The organism is Ignavibacteriales bacterium, assembly GCA_026390815.1.
Taxonomy (GTDB): Bacteria; Bacteroidota; Ignavibacteria; order Ignavibacteriales; family SURF-24; genus JAPLFH01.
In genome coordinates this window covers 226,511-247,520 of the sequence record JAPLFH010000007.1, presented here as the reverse complement: position 1 = coordinate 247,520, position 21,010 = coordinate 226,511, and the positions used below count along the sequence as shown (strand labels likewise).

Below are 21,010 nucleotides of genomic sequence, written 5' to 3'. Positions count from 1 at the left end.
CCGTCTTTCAACCTTCTTTCAATTTTCTGTTTTTACATCAACATCTGCTTTCCTGCTCTTAGCCATTTCATTTTCATCTTGTGCTAAAAGATTATTTCTATCTTCTTCAAATCCAATAACCTTAAGCGCTTCGGCTTCATCAGCTTCAAATTCAACCTGTAGTAAGGCAATCTGGGCTTCCAAGGCTTTACGTTTGCGTACTAATTCGCGTCGTTTAAGTTCTATTTCCTGGTTGCGTAATAATTGGTTTGATTTTTCTTTAGCTTCCTGTGCTACCCTTGCAGTTCCGGTTAACACACCCTCCTGCCCAACATATACATCAAGCAATTCAGCGCCATGGTCGGTCAATATGAATTCGCGTATTTGATTTGAGTGCGCCATACCGCGCGATTTAAGAATGTACATTCCGCGGTTACGCTCGCCGCCAATTTCAATATCACGCAATAGCAGCCAGGTATCAATCAAAGATGACATGTTTATTTCTGTATGTTCTAAATCTGTACTGCCGCTGGTAAGGCTGGTCATAAACGCTGTTATATTATTGAATTTTAAGAAGTCAATCATTCGCATTATCATGGCTTTTGCTTCAATTACATTTGTGCCAATAATAAAACTGCTTATAGGATCCAGAATAACAACCTGCGGTTTAAAATCATTTACCTCTTTATGCATCACTGTAAGGTACGCTTCTAAACCATAAAAGGTAACACGTTTTGCATGAAATTTTAGTAATCCTTTTTCTACCCACGGCTTTAGATCAATCCCAATAGAAAGCATATTACGCATTATCTGGTCAGCAGATTCTTCCAGGGCAAAATAGAGAACGCGTTCCCCGCGTTTACAGGCAGCTAAAGAAAAGTGGGAGGCAAGACTGCTTTTACCAGTGCCGGCTGTACCGGAAACAAGCACACTGCTTCCGCGGTAGTATCCTTCAATGCTAAGCATTGTATCAAGACGCGGTACTCCGGTTGAAATTCGTTCAGAAGAAACGATGTGCGCAAGACCAATTGAGGTAATAGGCAGAACCGAAAATCCACTCGCATCAATAAGGAACGGATACTCATTTGTACCATGCACTGAACCACGATATTTTACAACCCGAAGCCGTCTTACGGATGTTTGCTCTGTAACGCGATGGTCTAACACAATTACACAATCAGAAACATATTCTTCCAATCCATGCCGTGTAAGATCCCCATCACCGCGCTCTCCGGTTATTATAGCCGTTACACCTTTCACTTTTAACCAGCGGAATAACCGGCGGAGTTCCGCGCGCAATATTAGTGGGTTGGGCAAACCTGCAAATAATGATTCGATTGTATCTAATACAACGCGCTTTGCACCAATGCTGTCAATTGCGTGGTTAAGCCGGATGAACAATCCTTCTAAATCATATTCACCGGTCTCTTCTATTTCACTCCGTTCGATATGAACATGATCGAGCACAATCTTTTTTTCTGCAACAAGTTTGTCTAAATCGAATCCAAGTGAAGCAACATTTGTTGTAAGTTCTGTTTCTGTTTCCTCGAATGCCATAAAGACACCAGGTTCATTGTAGAGTACAGCTCCGTGAACGAGAAATTCCATTGCAAAAAGAGTTTTTCCGCAGCCTGCGTTGCCGCATACAAGCGTAGGTCTTCCTTTTGGTAAACCTCCCCCAGTAACTTCGTCCAAGCCCTGAATACCGGTTAGCACTTTGGTAAGTACTTTTGGCTCGGTTAGTTCTTCGTTTTTTTTCATAAGATTTTTTCTCCAGGTAATTTGTTGTTAAAGTTTTTAGAATTTTCATTTTTTATTTCAGTAAGGAAATCCAATGCGTGTGGCTTTGCAAGACCAAGTTGTTCAGAAAGTTCATTTACCTTCTGTTTTAATTCAATCATTTTTATTTCTCTTCCGGCAGCCAAACGGTTGAAGCGTTCAAGCTCTGTTGCTTTCTTTTTGATCTCTTCTTCTGTATGTTTTATTTCGTTGATGTCTGTACATGTACCAAACCATTTGAGAATATTGCCATGTTCATCCATCAACGGTACACCGCGGATCAGAAACCAATTATATACACCATCTGCGCGGCGAAGGCGAGATTCAATTGAATAGATGTCATTATTTTTTATCGCATTTTGCCATGTATCCCAAGCTTTTTGCTGGTCTTCAGGATGGAATGGTTTGTTCCAACCATTACCGTAACTTTCCTCAAGTGTCATTCCCGTGTAATCAACCCACTGCTTATTAAAATAAATATTCCAGCCGTCTGCCGTGGTAATCCATACGATCTGTGGCATGGACTCAGATAGTGTGCGAAATTCTTTTTCACTTTCCATCAACCATTTTTCCATCTGTTTGCGCTCTGTAATATCATATCCAAACGCCCAGAATTCTTCGCCAATCGTTTTGCCTACCCAGACGATAATTTTCTCTGAACCATCCTTGCAGGTACAAACGCACTCCAATGCCTCAACATCCCTGTTGTTTTTGTTGGCTTGTTCGATGTTATATACCCATTGATCAATTACCTTTTGTCGGTATTTTTCATCAGGGAATGCTTTTATCCACCATTGCCCAACTGTTGGTACATCCTCCATCGAAAAGCCGAATATTTTATAAAAAGTATCATTTATATATACTGCCTTTCGATCGCTGCCACTTGAAGAATAGATTGCCATTGGAGATAATTCAGCCACTGCCCTGAACTTTGCTTCACTCGTTCGAAGTTTCTCTTCGACCTGTTTGCGCTCGGTGATATCGAGGATTGTACCGATAAGTCCATTGACTTTTCCACTATTATCCGTAAAGACCGCTTTATTAAAGATAACATCACGAATTAGATCGTGTTTAGTTTTTATTTGGAACTCGTAACGTTGAATAACCCCATTTTCCAACAATTCAATATCTTTTGCATTATAAACTTCGGCAAGTTCCGGTGGAGATATTTCAAATACGGTTTTCCCAATTATTTCATTCCTAGAGGTACCAAAAAATGTTTCATAAGCTTTATTAAAACCTAAATATCGTCCGGCTTTATCCTTGTAAAACACAGGGATCGGAATTGCATCGAGCAATGTGTTTAGAAAATTTTCCCTTTCGATTATTGATTCTTCTGCCCGTTTGCGTTCTGTAATGTCATGCATACTGCCAATAATTTTTTCGGGTCGTCCTTCAGAATCCAAATTTATCTTTACAGAAATAGAACACGGTATGTGTGAACCATCATTGTTCTTAAAAACGATCTCATTATCAATAACACTGCCTTGTTCTTTTAATAACGAAAGGAGAGTTTGCCCCCCGCTTGTAATAGCATAAAAATCGTGCATCGACTTCCCGATGAAATCATTGCGATGATATCCTCCTCTTGACATGATCTCGATGGAAGGACTCACCTCGAGGATCGTTCCGTCCATCGATACCTCAAAGTACACATCCTGAATGTTCTCAAAGATGCTGCGGTATTTTTCTTCGCTTTTACGTAATAATTCTTCAGCCCGCTTGCGTTCAGTAATATCGGTACAATAAGCCATTAACATATTGTTGGGCAATCTAACCGCCTCTAACAAAACCGGGACCTTAGATTTATTTTTCCGAATAAGGAAAGTTTCGATAAAGATATATCCTTCCTCTTTCAATTTTTTGACGTGCATTTCGCTTTCTTCAACAGGAGTTATATCCGTAATGCTCATATTTAAAAGTTCTTCACGTGTGTAACCAACCAGCTCAAGTGCAACACGATTGCAATCGCAATAATGTCCGGTATCATCCGTAACATATATACCGAAAGGAGAATGCTCTATATATGAACGAAATTTTTCTTCGCTTTCATTCCGGGCTTGCTCAGCCAGCTTACGTTTAAGTGAAACAGCTACCATGTTGGCAAACAAATTCAAAATTTCAAGAGAAGGATTGGTTTGATCAGTTTTAAAACTCAACACTGAAGTGCCGTATAATTCATCATCAACAATGTATGCAATGCCTACAAATCTATCGAAACCCTCAATCTTCTGTATGAGTTTCCCGATTGCTGAAGGGACAACGCCGAATGTTACATCCGTTAATGTTGATTGAAATTTTACCGGGTCTTGTATAAGAACTCTTCTGACTTCATCATCGACCGGAAAACTTTTCTCCATCAGTTTTTCCCCACCAAGTGCCTTTGTAAGATCTTCATCAATATTTTTGTCGAATGCGGTATGTTTTACATGAATCTCCCGTGTATGAAAATCGTACAATCCAAAAGTTGCGAGTGAAGCGCCGGTGAGGTTTTTAAGGTTATTAACTATAATTCTGTACAAATCGTTTCCTTCCTGAATAGAAGCGAGCTCGATAGCAATATTATTTAGAGAAGCTAAATTCTGATTCCTTATTTTAAGCGTTTCTTCATTTCGCTTGCGTTCAGTAATGTCACTGATATATGCACCAACACCCTTTTTTTCCTTTGAAATTTCGACGGGAAATTTTAGCGTCTCATAATATCTGTCACCAATAACTTCTTCGGAAGTAATTAGAGCAATCAATTGCAGAGTTTGTTCATCCGTCTTTCTGCATTGTAGTGCGGCTTCTTCGGGCATCAGATCAAAATCGGTTTTACCGATAATTTCATTTTCTGTTTTACCGTAGAATTTACACAAAGAACTATTTACAATAATATGACGGAAGCTTTCATCTTTAAGAAATGCCATGTCCGAAGTCGAATCAAGGAATGTCCGAATCTGTTGCTCACTCTTTCGCAAAGCATCCTCCTCCGGCTTGGGCTCACTAATATCTTTTTCATACCTGACTTTTAGAACTGCATTCTCTTGTTTTAGCGCATTCAATTCTTGTAAAAGTTCGTCTTTAGTTTTATCAATATTTTTCATAACCTATTTATCCGTATTTTATTTCAAATGATTTTTGGCAAAGTAAAATAAAAAGTGCTGCCTACATTCTCTTTGCTATCAACCCAAATATTTCCGTTATGTTTTTCTACAAATTCTTTGGATAGTAGTAATCCTAATCCGGTACTTGATTCACCTTCTGTACCTTTAGAACTTACTTGTTCACCTATCTTAAAAAGTCTCTTTAAATCTTTATCTGATATTCCAATACCGGTATCGATAACTGATATTTCGATCATTTCATTTTCGATTGGCTTAGCATTTACTGTAATCGTTCCATCTTTTCTTGTGAATTTGACTGCATTGGATATAAGATTTCTGAGAACTGTGTTAATCATTTGTTCATCTGCTGAAACATTAATTGAATCTTCTACTTGATTGATTATTGAAATCCCTTTTTGTTTAGCACGATCCATATTAGTAGAGATGTTTTGCGTAACCATTGTCTTTAGATTCAGCCTTTGCAAATTGAAGGGCTTTTTTCCCTGCTGTATTGTAGCCCAGTCCAACAAATTTTCCAGCAACTTATACAGATTAACAGCAGATTCATTTAAAGCCTGGCTAAATTCTGCAAATTCCGATATTGTAAAATCCTGGCTTTCAGTAGCCATTATCTTAGTCAAATTTAAGAAACCTTGGAAAGGACTTTTTAAATCATGTGCAATGATTGAAAAGAATTTATCCTTGGATGCGTTTAGTTCTTGTAGTTGGTTATTTTGCTGCTGAATAATTAATTCTGATAGCTTGCGCACTGATATATCTCTGAAAATACTAAGTAATACATTCTTGCCTCCCTCAATTTCCATATAGGCGTTAGTTACTTCGAACCAAACTTTTCTGTCATCCCATAAGTGAAGTTCTCTTTCAAACTTTGGTTCAATTTTTTTGTCATAAAAGCGCTGCTTGTAAACATCCATTTTAGAATTCTGTTCATTAGGATCAGAAATTTCATTTATACTTTTATGAAACAATACCGATAGATGTTCTCCTTCAAGCTGTTGTCTTTCAAGTCCAATCATATTACAAAAAGCCTCATTAACCATAACTATCTTTCCCTTCTCGTCCATTATTCTCATTCCATCAAGGGATCCATTCCAGACCAATCTAAACTGTTCATTATGCTTTTGAATTTCTTCTTCTGCATTCTTCCGATCTGTTATGTCGCGACCAATTCCAACAATACCTGTTATATTTCCCTTTTCATCTTTCAATGGTAGTTTTGAAGTGAGCAGCCACCGCTGATGACCGTTCTCATCTATAACATATTCTTCTTTGTTAAGGACTGGTTTACCAGATTGCATTACAGATTGGTCGTCAGCAATGAATTTTTCAGCAAGTTCTTTTGGATAAAGATCAAAGTCCGTCTTCCCTAAAATTTCTGCTTCTGATTTCGCCCCCGAATAACGTAAATCTGTTAGGTTAACAAGTGTCTTGCGGCAAGCTAAATCTTTGGAATAAATTGAATCGGGAATATGGTCAATCAGTGTGCGTAATAATAATCTTTCATTTTTTAAAGTCTCCTCTGCTTGCTTACGCTTGGTGATATCATGGAATGACCACACTCTTCCGATTGAAGAATCCTGCATTAAATAAGGGGTAGAAAATCTTTCAAAAATACGCCCGTCCTTAAAATGAACTAAATCTAAATCTTCATCAGTAGAATTGTAGAGTTTCTGGACTTTAGAAATAAACGCTTCTGCATCAACTAACTGTTCAAGGATAAAATTCAATAAAGTATTGTCATCTCCGGAATCAATTATAGATTGAGGAATTTGCCAAAGTTCAGCAAACTTCTTGTTGGTTTTAATAATCTTACCTTTACTATCAACAGCCAGTATTCCGTCAGCAATAGATTCAAGGATAACATTCAATTTAACTTCACTATCTTTTAAAGCAATTTCAGCTTTTCGAAGTTCTGTTATGTCTCTTGCAATTACATAAAATCCTGTTACTTCGTTGTTTTCAATAATCAAACGGACATTTTGATTGAACCACTTGATCTCACCCGATTTTGTTCTGAACGGATATTCTGTAGTTGATATTGATTTTCTTTCCAGATACTGCCGTAAATAATTTCGTGTAACTCTTTTTTTATGTTCGGGTTCGATTAAGTCTATATACTTTAATTGTTTTAGTTCATCTAGTGAATAACCGGATGATTTTGATCCAGATGGGTTGACATAAGTAAAATATCCACGGTTATTAACAATAAAAACAATTTCAACTGCTTCTTCAATAACAGTGCGAAATTTATTTTCGGATTCTTTTAGTTCTTTTTCCACCCGTTTGAGTTCGGTAATATCAGTAAAATTCTCTATAAGTAATTTTCGTTCTCCCATGGTTATTTGTGAAACCGTCTTTAGAATTGGGATCCTTATACCTTCTTTATTTAACAATACACGCTCAGAGTTGTCAACCACTTGCTCAAGATCTGTAACTGGGCATTTTTCATTTTCTGCCGGACAAATGAATTGATGGCAAACTCTTCCGACGATTTTTTCCTTAGGTTCTCCAATCATTTTACTGGTTACTGAATTTAAATCTACAATAGTGTGTGTTTCTGGATCAATAATCAAAATTCCTGTTGACATAGCTTCCAGTATGGCGCGCGTATTTGCTTCACTTTCATGTAGTGCCTCTTCGATGCGTTTGCGTTCGGTGATATCTTCTACAAGTGCCTGAATTCTTGGCTGACCGTTAATATTGATTCTTGAAAGTGACAATAAAGTATCATAGGCGGAGCCGTCTTTGCGTTTGAATTTTACAGGGTATTGATTAACAAATTCTTTTTCTTTTACAAGAGAAATAATTGTAGCCCGGTCTGAAAAATTATAATAAAGATTCTCCAAATTTCCCATTTTTATAATATCGTCACGGGAATAACCACCCGGTTTAAGCATAGAATCATTAAAAGTTATAATTTTGCCAGTCAAATCCCCTACACCAATTCCAATAGGAATATTCTCAAACAAAGTACGATATTTTTCTTCACTTGATTTCAATAACTCTTCAGCCAGTTTGCGCTCGGTGATATCCACGGCAAGACCATGCCACAAGATTTCTCCGTTTTCCTGTGGTTCGGGTGACGACTCGAGGTGCAGCCACTTGACCCCTTTAGCGGTAAGAACCCGACCCTTCCAATCAAATGGGCGCCGTAATCGAATTCCCTCCTGATTCAATTTGACAAAGTTATCCCTATCATCCGGGTGAATCGATTGGATAACGATTTGGCTATCTGCCAAGAGGCTCTCAACACTTACATTAAACATATCCGCCATCTTTGGGCTGACGTAATCTAATACGAATGTTCCTTCCAGCATTGTATGTAAAATGTATATACCTACGGGAATTTTAGAAACCAGGTTGTCATATTGCAGTTTACTTTTAAGTAACGTTTCTTCTGCCAACTTGCGTTCGGTGATATCTATATCTACTCCGCGATAACCAATAAGATTATTTTCATTATCAAGCATTGGAATACAGGAGGTAGAAAGAATAATTTTTTTGCCGTTTTTATGAATGTTACAATTAATAAAATTTTTAAAACTTTCTTTACGGGCAAACGCTCCAAGGGCAGCCTGTTTTAAATCTTCTTTATTTTCCGGGTCAAAAAAATCATAAAAATATTTAATACCAACTATTTCTTCAGCTTCATAACCTAACAACTCTTTTATATTCGAACTTACATAAGTGTATAAACCATTGTTGTCCACTTCCCAAATCGATTCCTGTGCGTTTTCAGATATTTGTTTAAATCGCAATTCACTTTTCCGCAGCGCTTCTTCCGCCCGGTTACTCTCGGTGATGTTGTATCCCAGATTCATTACAGTTTCATCGGGTAGTCTAAAATTTGCCCATAGACATGACAGAACAGTTCCGTCTTTCGTATGCGGATGCCATTCCCTGAAAATTTTTTCAGGGCTTGATATAATTGTTGCAATAACCTGCTCTTTTATTTTGGGGTCAGGATAGAAGAGCGACAGTGGTTCATCATAAGAATTGATTTCCTCAATAGTCCATCCAAAGGTTTTCTCACACTCTTTGTTCCACATTGTGCAGTTTCCATCTTTATTAAAAGCATCAATCATCACGGGTGCATTCTCAAAGATCATTCTGAAGCATTCTTCGCTTTTCTTCAACGTAACCTCCACCTCTTTGGTAGTCAGGTGTTCGTAGATATCTTTCTCATACTTGATTTTCAGAGTAGCATACTCTTGTTTTAGCGCGTTCAATTCTTGTAAAAGTTCGTCCTTAGTTTTAGCAATATTTTTCATAAGCTATTTATCCATCCTGTATTTTAATTGACTATTGGCATAGTAAAATAAAAAGTACTGCCTACTATTTCTAAATTCCATTTATTTTATCCAAATCATATATCATAAAATTAAGGAGAAGAGCCGGTAATTTGATTAGTGAAACTCTCCTTCGACCAAGTGAAATCATTTATGTCCATTACATAATACTCTAATAACATTGTGTTGTTGGTTGGATTAACCGTCGCCAGGGTGAATCCCACTTTTGTCAGTTCATACCGAACATCATGTATTGCGGCTTCATTGCCGGTAATATCAACGGATTGCATCGGGAATGCGCCGCCGTTACCAACCGTCAATTGATAGATCGTATGTCCGGCGCCGTCGAGGACATAACCGATACTCATATTGTGTAAATGACCTACTGCATAGAGCTGTGCTCCGTTTGCACCCATCATATCGATAAATGACTGACGACGGGCGATCCCGCCAAAGCTTTCGGGACCAAAGTAGAGTTCCTTGGACCATTGGTAAGTCGCATAGACGGTACTGAAAGGAATGCTGCAAGCTTCATATACGGGTTCGTGTGCAAAAACAATCTTGAAGGGATTTGTTGACGCTTGAAGCTGTTTGCTCACCCAGTCCTGATCAATGGTATGATACCCCCAGAAATTTGTTCCCCATTTGTTAGTGGGTTTCCAGACCGGTACAGGTAAAGGATTAGGAGCCACATACTGGGCGTATTGATCAACCGCAACAACAGTCACTTGCTTATGATTGAATGAATAGGTCAAGCCCTTTTGGTTAGCGAACGATCCATCGTAGTTTTGTGGCATATATTGACCGAATGCCTGGTAGTAGGCAGCCGCCAGTGCGGGATCAGTACCTCTAATCAAGCCGTACGAGTTGCTGACCTCGTGGTTACCTCTTACCATATAAAGCGGGATATTCGCGTTATACACTGGGCTCATCGCGTCTTTAAAAGCGAGAAACTGGTCGGCATAGGGAATCGCGATAACATTTGGCACTCCTATCAAAATGACATCCTCATACAAATCGCCGCAGACAAGGTCACCAACGTGCAGTACAAATTCCGGTTTCAACGACGCTATTTTTGTCGCGATCTGCGGAAGCAGAAGACTAACCCCTGTAGCAGTGCTGGCATTGTAAGGTGGATGTTTTGCAGGATCAAAGTCGCCGCGTGTGTCTCCGAATATGACGAACGTCCATGAATCGGTTCCGGCAGGTTCTGCAACCTTGTCTTTTGTGCAGCTTGTAAGAATTAAACCTAACAAAAGCGTAACAACATATGCTATAAGAGTCTTTCTTTTCATTTTGTTTTTTCCGTTGATTTTTACTTTGCACTAATGCCGTCACTGAACAAGTCATTTGTTTTTAACAGAGACAAATGACCAGACATCTAAGTTCTGGTATAATAGAAAATATTTTTTTACAAAAGAATTATTAAACCATCCAAAATTGGCACTAAGAAAACTGCGTAGAGTTTCCTTAATTTAAACTTGCCTGCAGTAAGCACATAGGCGTTAACCTAAGGAAATCAATTACTGATTAATAAACTGTTAATTATTTTATTTTTCGGTCAAATTATGTTTTTTTTATATCATGCCTACGGCATTTTGCACTGTTTTTTCTTTCTGTTTCTACAATTATATCATCCCTCTGGGATGAAAAAATATACATCCCTATAGGCTTGCCTGCTGCACATAGGCGTTAACCTAAGGAAATTTTGTACTTGAATAGCTCCGGCATTTATGCCGGAGTATCAGAATCCTCAAAAAATCCTGGACTTTAGTCCAACCTACTTGCAGTAGGCAAGTACAATCCTAATGTCGGGCTAAAGCCCTAAATTCTTAGAGAATATTCTTTCCCCGATTTGAAAACCTGCCTACGGTAAGCAGGGTCGGGGCTATTTTCATCATAAACTAAATATTTTACCTTAAGTTGACACCTATGTGCATGCTGCAAGCACTTCATTGATATAATCTCCGTCTTCACCTTTTAGTAAATTTCTCTCTAATCTGTTATGAGATTTCAAGTGACCGAATATTTGTTCAATAGCACTTCTTTGCTTTAACTATTTCTTTATGCTCTTTGTTTTCCATTTCATTATTTTTTCTCCTGAAGAGTAAAATAAAATGTACTGCCTACATTCTCTTTGCTTTCAACCCAAATTTTGCCGTTATGTTTTTCTACAAATTCTTTGGATAGCAGTAATCCTAATCCGGTACTTGATTCACCTTCTGTACCTTTAGAACTTACTTGTTCACCTATCTTAAAAAGTCTCTTTAAATCTTTATCTGATATTCCAACACCGGTATCGCTAACTGATATTTCGAGCATTTCATTTTCGATTGATTTAGCATTTACTGTAATCGTTCCATCTTTTCTTGTGAATTTGACTGCATTGGATATAAGATTTCTAAGAACTGTGTTAATCATTTGTTCATCGGCTGAAACATTAATAGAATCTTCAACTTGATTGAAGATAGAAATCCCTTTTTGTTTAGCACGATCCATAATAGTTGAAATGTTTTGAGAAACAATTGCCTTTAGATTCAACTTTTGCAAATTGAAGGAAATTTTTCCTTGCTGCATTATAGACCAGTCCAATAAATTTTCCAGCAGCTTATACAGATTAACAGCAGAGTTATTTAATGCCAGGCTAAACTCTGCAAATTCCGATATTGTAAAATCCTGGCTTTCAGTAGCCATTATTTTAGTAAGATTTAAAAAGCCATTGAAAGGACTTTTTAGATCATGTGCAATGATTGAAAAGAATTTATCCTTGGATGCGTTTAGTTCTTGTAGTTGGTTGTTTTGCTGCTGAATAATTAATTCTATCTGCTTGCGCTCGGTGATGTCCATTATCGTTCCTATCATTCTCAACAATCGCCCATTTTCATCCTTTTCAAGTTCACCTATTCCATGAACCCATCGTTCTTGTTTGTCACTAAATCGAACTATTTTGTATTCCTTGTCGAAACGAGAACGATTCCCAATCACTTTGTCTTCAAAATATTGGGCTAACTCGTCACGCCACTCCGAATGGATTAGTGTTTCCCACCCTTTTACTGAACGAACATATTCTTTATCAATTCCAAAAATATCATCCAAGACCGCTGAACTTGTCCACATGCCGGTAGCAATTTCGAGAACATACGTACCGAGACCTCCAATCTGTTGAGATTCCTTTAATAATCGTTCACTCTCACGCAGCGCTTTCTCAGTCTGTTTTCGCACTGTTATATCTCTGAAAATACTAAGTACTACCGTTTTGCCTCTTTCAAATTCCATATAGGCGTTAGTTACTTCGAACCAAACTTTTCTGCCATCCCATAAATGAAGTTCTCTTTCAAACTTCGGTTCAATTTTTTTGTCATAAAAGCGCTGCTTGTAAACATCCATTTTAGAATTCTGTTCATTAGGATCAAAAATTTCATTTACACTTTTATGAAACAATACAGATAGATGAGCACCTTCAAGCTGTTGTCTTTCAAGTCCAATCATATTACAAAAAGCATCATTAACCATAATTATTTTTCCACTTTCGTCCATTATTCTCATTCCATCAAGGGATCCATTCCAGACTATTTTAAACTGCTCATTTCGTTTTTGAATTTCTTCTTCTGCATACTTCCGATCTGTAATGTCGCGACCAATTCCAACAATACCTGTGATATTACCTTTTTCATCTTTCAAGGGAAGTTTTGAAGTTAGCAGCCACCGCTGATGACCATTCTCATCTATCACATATTCTTCTTTGTTAAGGACTGGTTTACCGGATTGCATTACAGATTGGTCGTCAGCAAAGAAACCTTCCGCTAATTCTTTTGGATAAAAATCAAAGTCTGTCTTCCCTAAAATTTCTGCTTCTGATTTTGCCCCCGAATAACGTAAGTCTGTTAGGTTAACAATTGTCTTGCGGCAAGCCGTATCTTTGGAATAAATAGAATCAGGAATATGATCAATCAGTGTGCGTAATAATAATCTTTCATTTTTTAAAGCTTCCTCCGCTTGCTTGCGCTCGGTAATGTTGATAAAAATTCCTTCGTAATACATTATGTGGTCTGTGGCATCCCTTACGGCTTGTGTCGTTTCGGAAACCCAAACAACACTACCATCTTTACGTGGAACCTCATATTCAAATCCGGATATTTTATTCTGCTGTTCTATCAACTGTTTAAATTCCTCCCTTTGCTCTGGATGCACATAGCTTTGATTGCCAATGTCTGTGCGCCCGTTAATTAACTCTTCGGGAGAGGAGAAGCCAAGAATGCGTGCCATAGCGGGATTAGCTGAGAGGAACTTTCCTTCCGGAGTGCTTTGGAAAATGCCTTCGGTAGCATTGTCAAAAATAGAACGATATTTGGCTTCAGATTGCCGTAAGGCTTCTGCCGACTTATATTGATTTTGATAGAAACGGTTACGCTGCTGCCTCCATATTAATGCTACTCCGGAGCTTGAACCAATAAGTAAAACCACGACCAAAAATACTATTAACCACATTTGCTCTCTTACTTGTGCAAAACTTTCCTTCATATCTATGCGGGCAACAATAAACCATGGAGAGTTTGGAACTGCACGAACATAACCTATAACCGGTACTCCACGGTAATCTACTCCTTCAATAACTCCTTCTTGTCTTAAAACAGCTTTTACAGCAAGCACATTTGATTTGGTTAGAGGAATACGCAGATTAAGCGAAGTATTTTTTTGAAACCGAAGTTCATTTAGAAATAGTACATCATTCCCTTCCCGTCTGAAGATTAAAGTTTCCGCCGTTTTACTGGGTGTTGGCCATCTCCCTATCAATGGATATAAATACTTTGTCGGATCAATTCTGAATGCAAGTATTCCAAGAACAACATTTGAATTATATTCGTCAAGGATGGGGATGAAAATAGTAAGATAAATACGCTTATCTTTCTTATCGAAGTAAAAATCCTGAAATACTATTTTGCCAGAACTTAGAGCTTGGGAAAAGTAGATTGAAAAGTACTGGTTCGTGTTAATTAATTCATTGGGAACGTAGATTTGTGCAATGCGTGCAGTGTCATATAAACATAAATTGTTATAGTCATAAGCTGAATGGACTTGTTTTATCCACGTCTGAATTTTTGTTTTTACATCTAAGTCATTTTTATTTTTAAAGTAGCGTTTTACAATACTGGAGAATACGCTATTCCTGTAAAATACATTTGCATCACCTAATCGTTCTTTTCGCCATTGATCTAATTGATCAACTTTCAACTCTGCAACAATATTAAGCTGATTTTCTACTTGGGTGCGAAAGTTCTTCTCATAGTTTTGGTAAGCAAAATATCCGCCGGTAACAATTCCTATTGCAAGGAGGATGAAAATTAATAAAAGAACATATGGAACTCGTGCCATTGAAGCATCTTTTACTGGGTCGTAAGTCCAAATTTGAAGTCCTGCACTTACTAACAAACCAACCGAAAGAATAAAAAAAGCAAGAGAGGTAAGCAGTGATGGAGGAATGACACCGCTACCGTACAATAAGGGTGAAACAAAAAGATATGCAATTAAAAAAAGCATAGAAATTATGATTACGAGAAAAGCCAATACCAAAGCTGTCCATGCCCGCTTAGTGTTTTTATCAGATTGCGTAAGTGACAGTAAGAACGACAAAGCACAAACCACAAAGCCTATCGCTGTTGCCGGAGAGATGTGTCCTACAGGTAAACCATCAAAATATTTATTGATGGAAAGACCGAGATGTTCGAAGTGTGGATATATTCCTGCCAATGATAAAATGAATAAGAGAAGCCCAATTATCGAAACAAGCAGTCCGATAAACATGCTCAAGTAGTACATTCTGCGGTTTTGTGGCATCAAACTTTGTAAATAGATAATGATTCCCATTACTATAAACAATAACGCCGCGCTTGGCGCCATCGGTATCAAATTAGCGCCTAAGCTGGTAAGAAAAGGAATGTTAAGAATCCACCCGAGCAGACTAAGAAACCCAAGAACCGAAGAGATAATGCCAGCCGTTAAAATGAAAACATGTACAGTTCTATTTACCGTATATCCAGAATTTTTCATTGCTCAATCCTTACAAAACTTAAAAAAATATTTCGAACAAATAACACCAGCATCGGAATGAACAATACATTGCTCAGTTATATCCGACCAATCTATGACTTAAATACTTAGAGCATTATGAAAAACGGAACAATTCAATTATAATATGAATTGTAACTGCCTAATAAACAATTGAAGTAATATTTTGTTAAGGTAGATATGTAATTTTAATCCCATTGCCAACGCAATATTATAACCAACCACAGTAGTGAAAAATAAACCGGTAGCGTTGTCAAACGGTTATTTACACATTTCAACAATAATATACAATTACTATAGATAAAATGAATCGTTCTAAAGGATGAAAAAGGAACTACATCTTTCGGGTGAATTTATATCCCCTTGAAGTTTTACTAAACTATTAGGATGGGTTTAAGTAGAATAAAAGTAATTATTGCATCCCTGTTCATCAATAACTCCATCCAATTATAAAATCAAATATCGGAATGAAATATAAAAATCTAAATTTTGTTCGGATCAAAATATTGCTATTGTTGCTTTAAGTATCCAGCAAACCTAATTTAGATTTTACAGTGAAAAGTACAACTTTAGGATCGTACGGTTTCTGGATATAATCTTCCGCTCCAAGTTCAAATCCTTTAATAAAACTATTAACATCTTTTTCACCGGTTACAAAGATAACTGGTATATGTTCAGTAAGAGGATTTTCTTTTAATTTAGTTACAACATCAAAACCATTAATGCCTGGCATAATAACATCAAGAAGGATTAAATCAATTTTAGGACTAGTAGAAATGATTTCTAATGCCTTCTCACCATCAGTAGCAACTTTGATATTAAACTCAGATAATAATTTTCCTAAGATTGTAATATTTTCCGGTGCATCATCAACAATAAGCACTGTTTTGTCTTTAAATGAAATACTCATAATTAACCTCTAATTAATATTTTGTAAAACAAATTGATTATTTAAAACAAAACTCTTTTAGTTTTTTAATTGCTTCGTTAAAGTCATAAATCTTAATAGCATTTTCGATTTCTTTTAGTGCGCTTACATAAATACCAATTCCAGACAATTCCAAAATTTCATCTATCTTCTTGCACGAATCAAAATCATTATTTTCCAATAAATTTTTAAGTTCACCGAACAGTTCATTAAATTTTTGCTTATCAAACTCTTTGGAATCATCTTCCTTTACCGTGTCCATTCTGGTATTTTTCCAAAAAGAAATTTCTGAAAGTGCCAGATTAAATTTTATTTCAAATTCAGCAAATTCATCTTCTACGGATTCCTTCTCCATTTTCTTCAGCTTAGCTTCAACTTTTTCAGCCGTAATATTTATTTCCTTAGCACCAAGATTTCCGGCAACACCTTTTAAAGTATGCACAAGTCTTACTGCCAACTCCTTATCCTTGTTATAAATTGCCGTTTTAATCTGTTCTATCATACTGATATTTCTGTCATGGAATTTTTCCAAAAGGCTCATATAAAGTTTTTTATTGCCTCCCAAACGGCTTAGACCATCGTTAATATCAATATGCTTGAATACCGGAAGCGGATCATCAGAATTAGCCACTTTTGGTTTTGGAATGCCCACTTGTTTTCTTTTACGCGGTTTAATCCATTTAATCAGCGTGGCAAAAACTTCATCCGGATCAATCGGCTTGGTAATAAAATCCATCATTCCAACACTTATACATTTTTCTTTAATGCCAACCATAGCATCTGCTGTCATTGCTACAATAGGCAGATCATTGTATTCCGAATGTTTGCGTATTTCTATTGTAGCAGTATATCCATCCATAATTGGCATCTGCAAGTCCATTAAAATGATATCATAACAGGAAGGAATGCCCGAAAGTAAAACTTTATCAAGGCATTCTTTTCCATCGCTGGCAATTTCTACAACGAATTCGGATTGTTCAAAAAGTTCTGATGCAACCTGCTGATTAATTTCATTATCTTCAGTCAAAAGAATTTTTGCACCTTTAATTTTTTCAAGGGCATCTTTGTGCTTGATTCCTTTTTGTGTACGATTTCGTTTTGGTCTTACTTCTTTTCCTAATACCTCCATAATAGTATCAAAGAGTAAGGAATGAGAAACCGGTTTAATCAAAAAACTTTTTATTCCAATCTCTTTTGCTTTATCAGCAATTTGATCTTTTTCAAAAGTGGTAACCATAATTACTGTGGGTGTATTAATTCTATTTTCTTGTAGAATTTTTATAACGGTTTCAAGTCCATCCATATCAGGCATTTTCCAATCCATTAATACAAGATCGAAAGGATGTTTCATGTTATTTTCAACTAAACCAATTGCCTCAGCGCCTGATTTTGCAAGAGTTGCTTTAAAGGAGAATGATTCCAAAGCTTCTTTCAATATTATTCGGGATGTTTCATTATCATCAACTACAAGAACGTTTAATCCACTAAGGTCAATTGAGGTTTTGAATTCATCACGCTTCTGCACGTTTTGAACTTCCATCACTGCAGTAAAGAAAAATGTGCTTCCTTTGCCGACTGCACTTTCAAACCAGGCTTCCCCACCCATAAGTTCTGTTAATAATTTTGAGATTGCAAGACCGAGTCCGGTACCTCCAAATTTTCTTGTAGTAGAACTATCTGCCTGAGAAAATTTCTGAAATATTTTCTTCTGCTGTTCTTCAGTTAAACCAATACCTGTGTCTCTAACAGCAAATCTAATTTTAACTTTGTTATCAAGTTTTTCATGAATATTTGCAGATACAACTATTTCACCCGTTTCGGTAAACTTAATAGCATTACTGCAGTAGTTTGTTATGATTTGTCCAATGCGCAGCGGATCACCTATCAAGTTAAGTGGTACATCGTTAGAAATATGTATACTGAATTCCAACCCTTTTTCTTGAACTTTTTGAGATACGATATTGAACACATTGTCTAGCACATTTTCTAAATCTAATTCTGTATGTTCAATATTAAGTCTTCCTGCTTCAATTTTTGAAAAATCAAGAATATCATTTATTATTCCCATAAGAGCATGCGCTGATTTTTCTATTTTTAATAAATAGTCTAACTGTTTGTTATTAAGATCAGTTTTAAGAGCCAGGTGTAAAAGTCCGATAATTGCATTCATCGGTGTTCTGATTTCATGTGACATAGTTGCAAGAAACTGACTTTTTGCAACTGTTGCAGCTTCGGCATTTTCTTTTGCAAGAGCTAATTCACCCTGTATCCTTTTCACTTCACTTATATCAATAATAGATGCTATAAAAGCTTGAACACCAAGGTATTCGACAGGATGAATTGAAAGAAGTGCCCAGGTTTCTTCACCGTTACCTACCCTGCGTAATTTCAATTCATAGCCGGTTAGATTTCCTTTGTCTCTGATTTCTTTAAATATAAGTGGCATTTGTTTTTTTACATCGACAAAAATATCTGTTATTTTATGCTCATAAATATGGTCCAAGGATGTTCGGTGGAAATCAGCCATTGCCTGATTGGTTCTTAGTAACACACCAGTACTGGGATTGGATACTGCTATTGGAATAAGAGAAGTTTCAAGTATCAAATCAGTAGCTCTTTTTGCTTGTATTAATTCCTCATCAGTTTTTCTTCTATCTGTTACATCGCGCTCTATAAAAAGAATACTAACAGGCTTTTCTCCAGAATCATACAGAATGTTATAATTTATTTCGAAATAAAACCGGCTGTTATCCTTCCTTATTCCTAGATAGTCTTTAACTTTATGATCACTTTCTCCCATCAACAGCTTACGCATATTATCATTCAATAATTTTTGATATGAGGGATCGATAAAATCAAATGCGGATCTTCCAATTACATCATATCGTTCTTCTACAGTAAAGCCGTACATTTTTAATAATTTATCGCTCATAAATTGAATCTTGCCATCTAACGAAAGCATTCCTATCCCGTCGGGTGAGGCAGATATTATTGCTTCCAATTTTTTATTACTTTTATATATAACCTCCTCTGCCAGCTTGCGTTCTGTGATGTCTTCTATAATTCCTACGCCGCCGCTAATGTGTCCACTTCCAACTACTATAGGTGTAAAAATGGCTCTTACCGGGGAACTTTTTTTTGCGGTTATGGAATGATATATATCTTCATACTCTCCTATACTTCCGCTCAGAGCTTTTTGAACGCACGAAACCAGTTTTTTATCTGGAAGGTTGAGCATGTTTAGTCCAACTAATGCTTCACGCGAAGATCCTATTATTTCAACGATCTTATCATTGCAGGCAACAATTATCCCTCTTTCATCAAAGGATAAAAGTCCCAAGGGAGAATACTCAAATATCAATCGATATTTTTCTTCGTTTTCACGCAACGTCTCTTCGACTTTCTTTCTGTCAGTTATATCGTTGATAATTGCTACTATATAGCCAACACTTTCAAATTCAAAATATGATGCGTTAATCTCTACAGGAATTAAAACTTCATCTTTTCTGCAAAGTAAAGATTCAAATTTTACTTTTTCACCAGCTCTTAGCTTTTCAACAAATAAAGGCCAATAGTCAGGAAGAAAATTAATATCGAAAAACCAAAACTGACGACCAATGATTTCTTCTCTTTGAAAACCAAGTGACTTATAAGTATTGATGTTGGCATTTATTATTATACCTGTTTCAGAATGTACAAAACAAATGCTTTCATTTGCATTATCAATTCCAAACTGTATTAGTTTTAATTGTTTGTTTGTGTTCAAAAATTGATCCGCAATAAATATATTGATGCTAAATATACATCCAGACCCGCTCGTCGTCCTGTAACTAATCCGGATAAGATTGCTATAATTGGAATTACTTAATAAAGAAAAACAAAACAACTCAATATACTTGATGCGAGTAATCCAGTTTTAAACAAAACAATTAGAACAACCGCAATTGGTTCTAACATGATAATTATCTTGATTAATTTATTTTAAAATAGTGAGAAAAATAAGGGAGGTAAATAGGGCAAAAGGATGAAAAAGGAACTACATCTTATGGGTGAGTTTCCAACATCTTTAAGAGTGAAACAACTTAATTTTATACTAAAATACTTCAACTTATTTTTCAAAATATTATTTAACTCAATACTCTTAATTGAGATGCAAAATTGAAAAAGGTGGTCTTTATTATTTTATAATGAACCCAACTTTTCTATTTTAACTGAGGTTTAATAATCCTCCCCTTAAAGCAATAAACAAGCTGATATACTGCACTCTTAGTTTTAATTGTATTAGTGTAGAATTGAAATTTGAATAATAATCCAATATACTCCAGGTATATCAGTACTTAATTTTAGTTACCTAAAAATTAAAAATTGTACAAAATTTTCTTAACCAATACTTTCCGAGAAATTGTGATAAAAATATAAAGTCAATGCAGTATTTCAAAATTTTATTTAAGTCCTTTCAACAAGAAATAGATTGATTACATTACTGGTTAATTTAAAACCTTGCAATTTTAACTCCCAATCCATAAAAGTCAAGAAATTTAAAAATAATAATGCCCTGTAAATTTAAAATTTACAGGGCATTCTTCTGGTGGGGGCTGAAGGAGTCGAACCTACGACCCCCTGCTTGTAAGGCAGGTGCTCTAAACCAACTGAGCTAAGCCCCCTAAAAATTTCAATTAAGAACAAAAATTTTGTGGGGAAATATCGGTATTATTCCGCAATATTCCAAACGAGAATAAAATATTTTAGAGCGGGCGACGAGGCTCGAACTCGCGACATTCAGCTTGGGAAGCTGACACTCTACCAACTGAGCTACGCCCGCCCAAATATTTTAAACTACTATTCTTAAGATAAAAAACCAG

General features: G+C 36.4%; 7 protein-coding genes and 2 tRNA genes. All 9 read right to left on the bottom strand.

All coding sequences use genetic code 11. The features are described from left to right. Positions 1-18: 18 nt before the first annotated feature. Entirely contained in the window at positions 19-1,740 is a 1,722-nt protein-coding gene (gene kaiC, locus NTX22_03430; GenBank protein MCX6149558.1) for a circadian clock protein KaiC, read from the bottom strand. After that, positions 1,737-4,844 carry a PAS domain S-box protein gene (locus NTX22_03425; GenBank protein ID MCX6149557.1) on the bottom strand — a complete coding sequence of 1,036 codons (3,108 nt, stop codon included), beginning with the start codon at positions 4,842-4,844 and terminating at the stop codon, positions 1,737-1,739. Before NTX22_03425 ends, kaiC begins: the two co-directional genes overlap by 4 nt. A 23-nt stretch (positions 4,845-4,867) precedes the next feature. Next, positions 4,868-9,136 carry a PAS domain S-box protein gene (locus tag NTX22_03420; GenBank protein ID MCX6149556.1) on the bottom strand — a complete coding sequence of 1,423 codons (4,269 nt, stop codon included), beginning with the start codon at positions 9,134-9,136 and terminating at the stop codon, positions 4,868-4,870. A 110-nt stretch (positions 9,137-9,246) separates the two neighbouring features. Continuing rightward, positions 9,247-10,449, bottom strand: a complete 1,203-nt coding sequence (locus tag NTX22_03415; protein ID MCX6149555.1) for a metallophosphoesterase — start codon at positions 10,447-10,449, stop codon at positions 9,247-9,249. Between the two features lie 793 nt (positions 10,450-11,242). After that, positions 11,243-15,202, bottom strand: coding sequence for a PAS domain S-box protein (locus tag NTX22_03410; protein ID MCX6149554.1), 3,960 nt, complete (start codon positions 15,200-15,202; stop codon positions 11,243-11,245). A 538-nt stretch (positions 15,203-15,740) separates the two neighbouring features. Then, positions 15,741-16,130, bottom strand: a complete 390-nt coding sequence (locus NTX22_03405) for a response regulator (GenBank protein MCX6149553.1) — start codon at positions 16,128-16,130, stop codon at positions 15,741-15,743. A 37-nt stretch (positions 16,131-16,167) separates the two neighbouring features. Next, entirely contained in the window at positions 16,168-19,914 is a 3,747-nt protein-coding gene (locus NTX22_03400) for a PAS domain S-box protein (protein ID MCX6149552.1), read from the bottom strand. Between the two features lie 820 nt (positions 19,915-20,734). Then, positions 20,735-20,812, bottom strand: a tRNA-Val gene (locus NTX22_03395). A gap of 85 nt (positions 20,813-20,897) precedes the next feature. Then, positions 20,898-20,970 (bottom strand) — tRNA-Gly (locus tag NTX22_03390). Positions 20,971-21,010 lie beyond the last annotated feature (40 nt).

What these genes read in the sequence shown, in the direction of transcription:
- NTX22_03425 (MCX6149557.1), bottom strand. Translation starts at nt 4,844, where the DNA reads ATGAAAAATATTGATAAAACTAAAGACGAACTTTTACAAGAATTGAAT.
- kaiC (MCX6149558.1), bottom strand. Translation starts at nt 1,740, where the DNA reads ATGAAAAAAAACGAAGAACTAACCGAGCCAAAAGTACTTACCAAAGTG.
- NTX22_03415 (MCX6149555.1), bottom strand. Translation starts at nt 10,449, where the DNA reads ATGAAAAGAAAGACTCTTATAGCATATGTTGTTACGCTTTTGTTAGGT.
- NTX22_03405 (MCX6149553.1), bottom strand. Translation starts at nt 16,130, where the DNA reads ATGAGTATTTCATTTAAAGACAAAACAGTGCTTATTGTTGATGATGCA.
- NTX22_03410 (MCX6149554.1), bottom strand. Translation starts at nt 15,202, where the DNA reads ATGAAAAATTCTGGATATACGGTAAATAGAACTGTACATGTTTTCATT.
- NTX22_03420 (MCX6149556.1), bottom strand. Translation starts at nt 9,136, where the DNA reads ATGAAAAATATTGCTAAAACTAAGGACGAACTTTTACAAGAATTGAAC.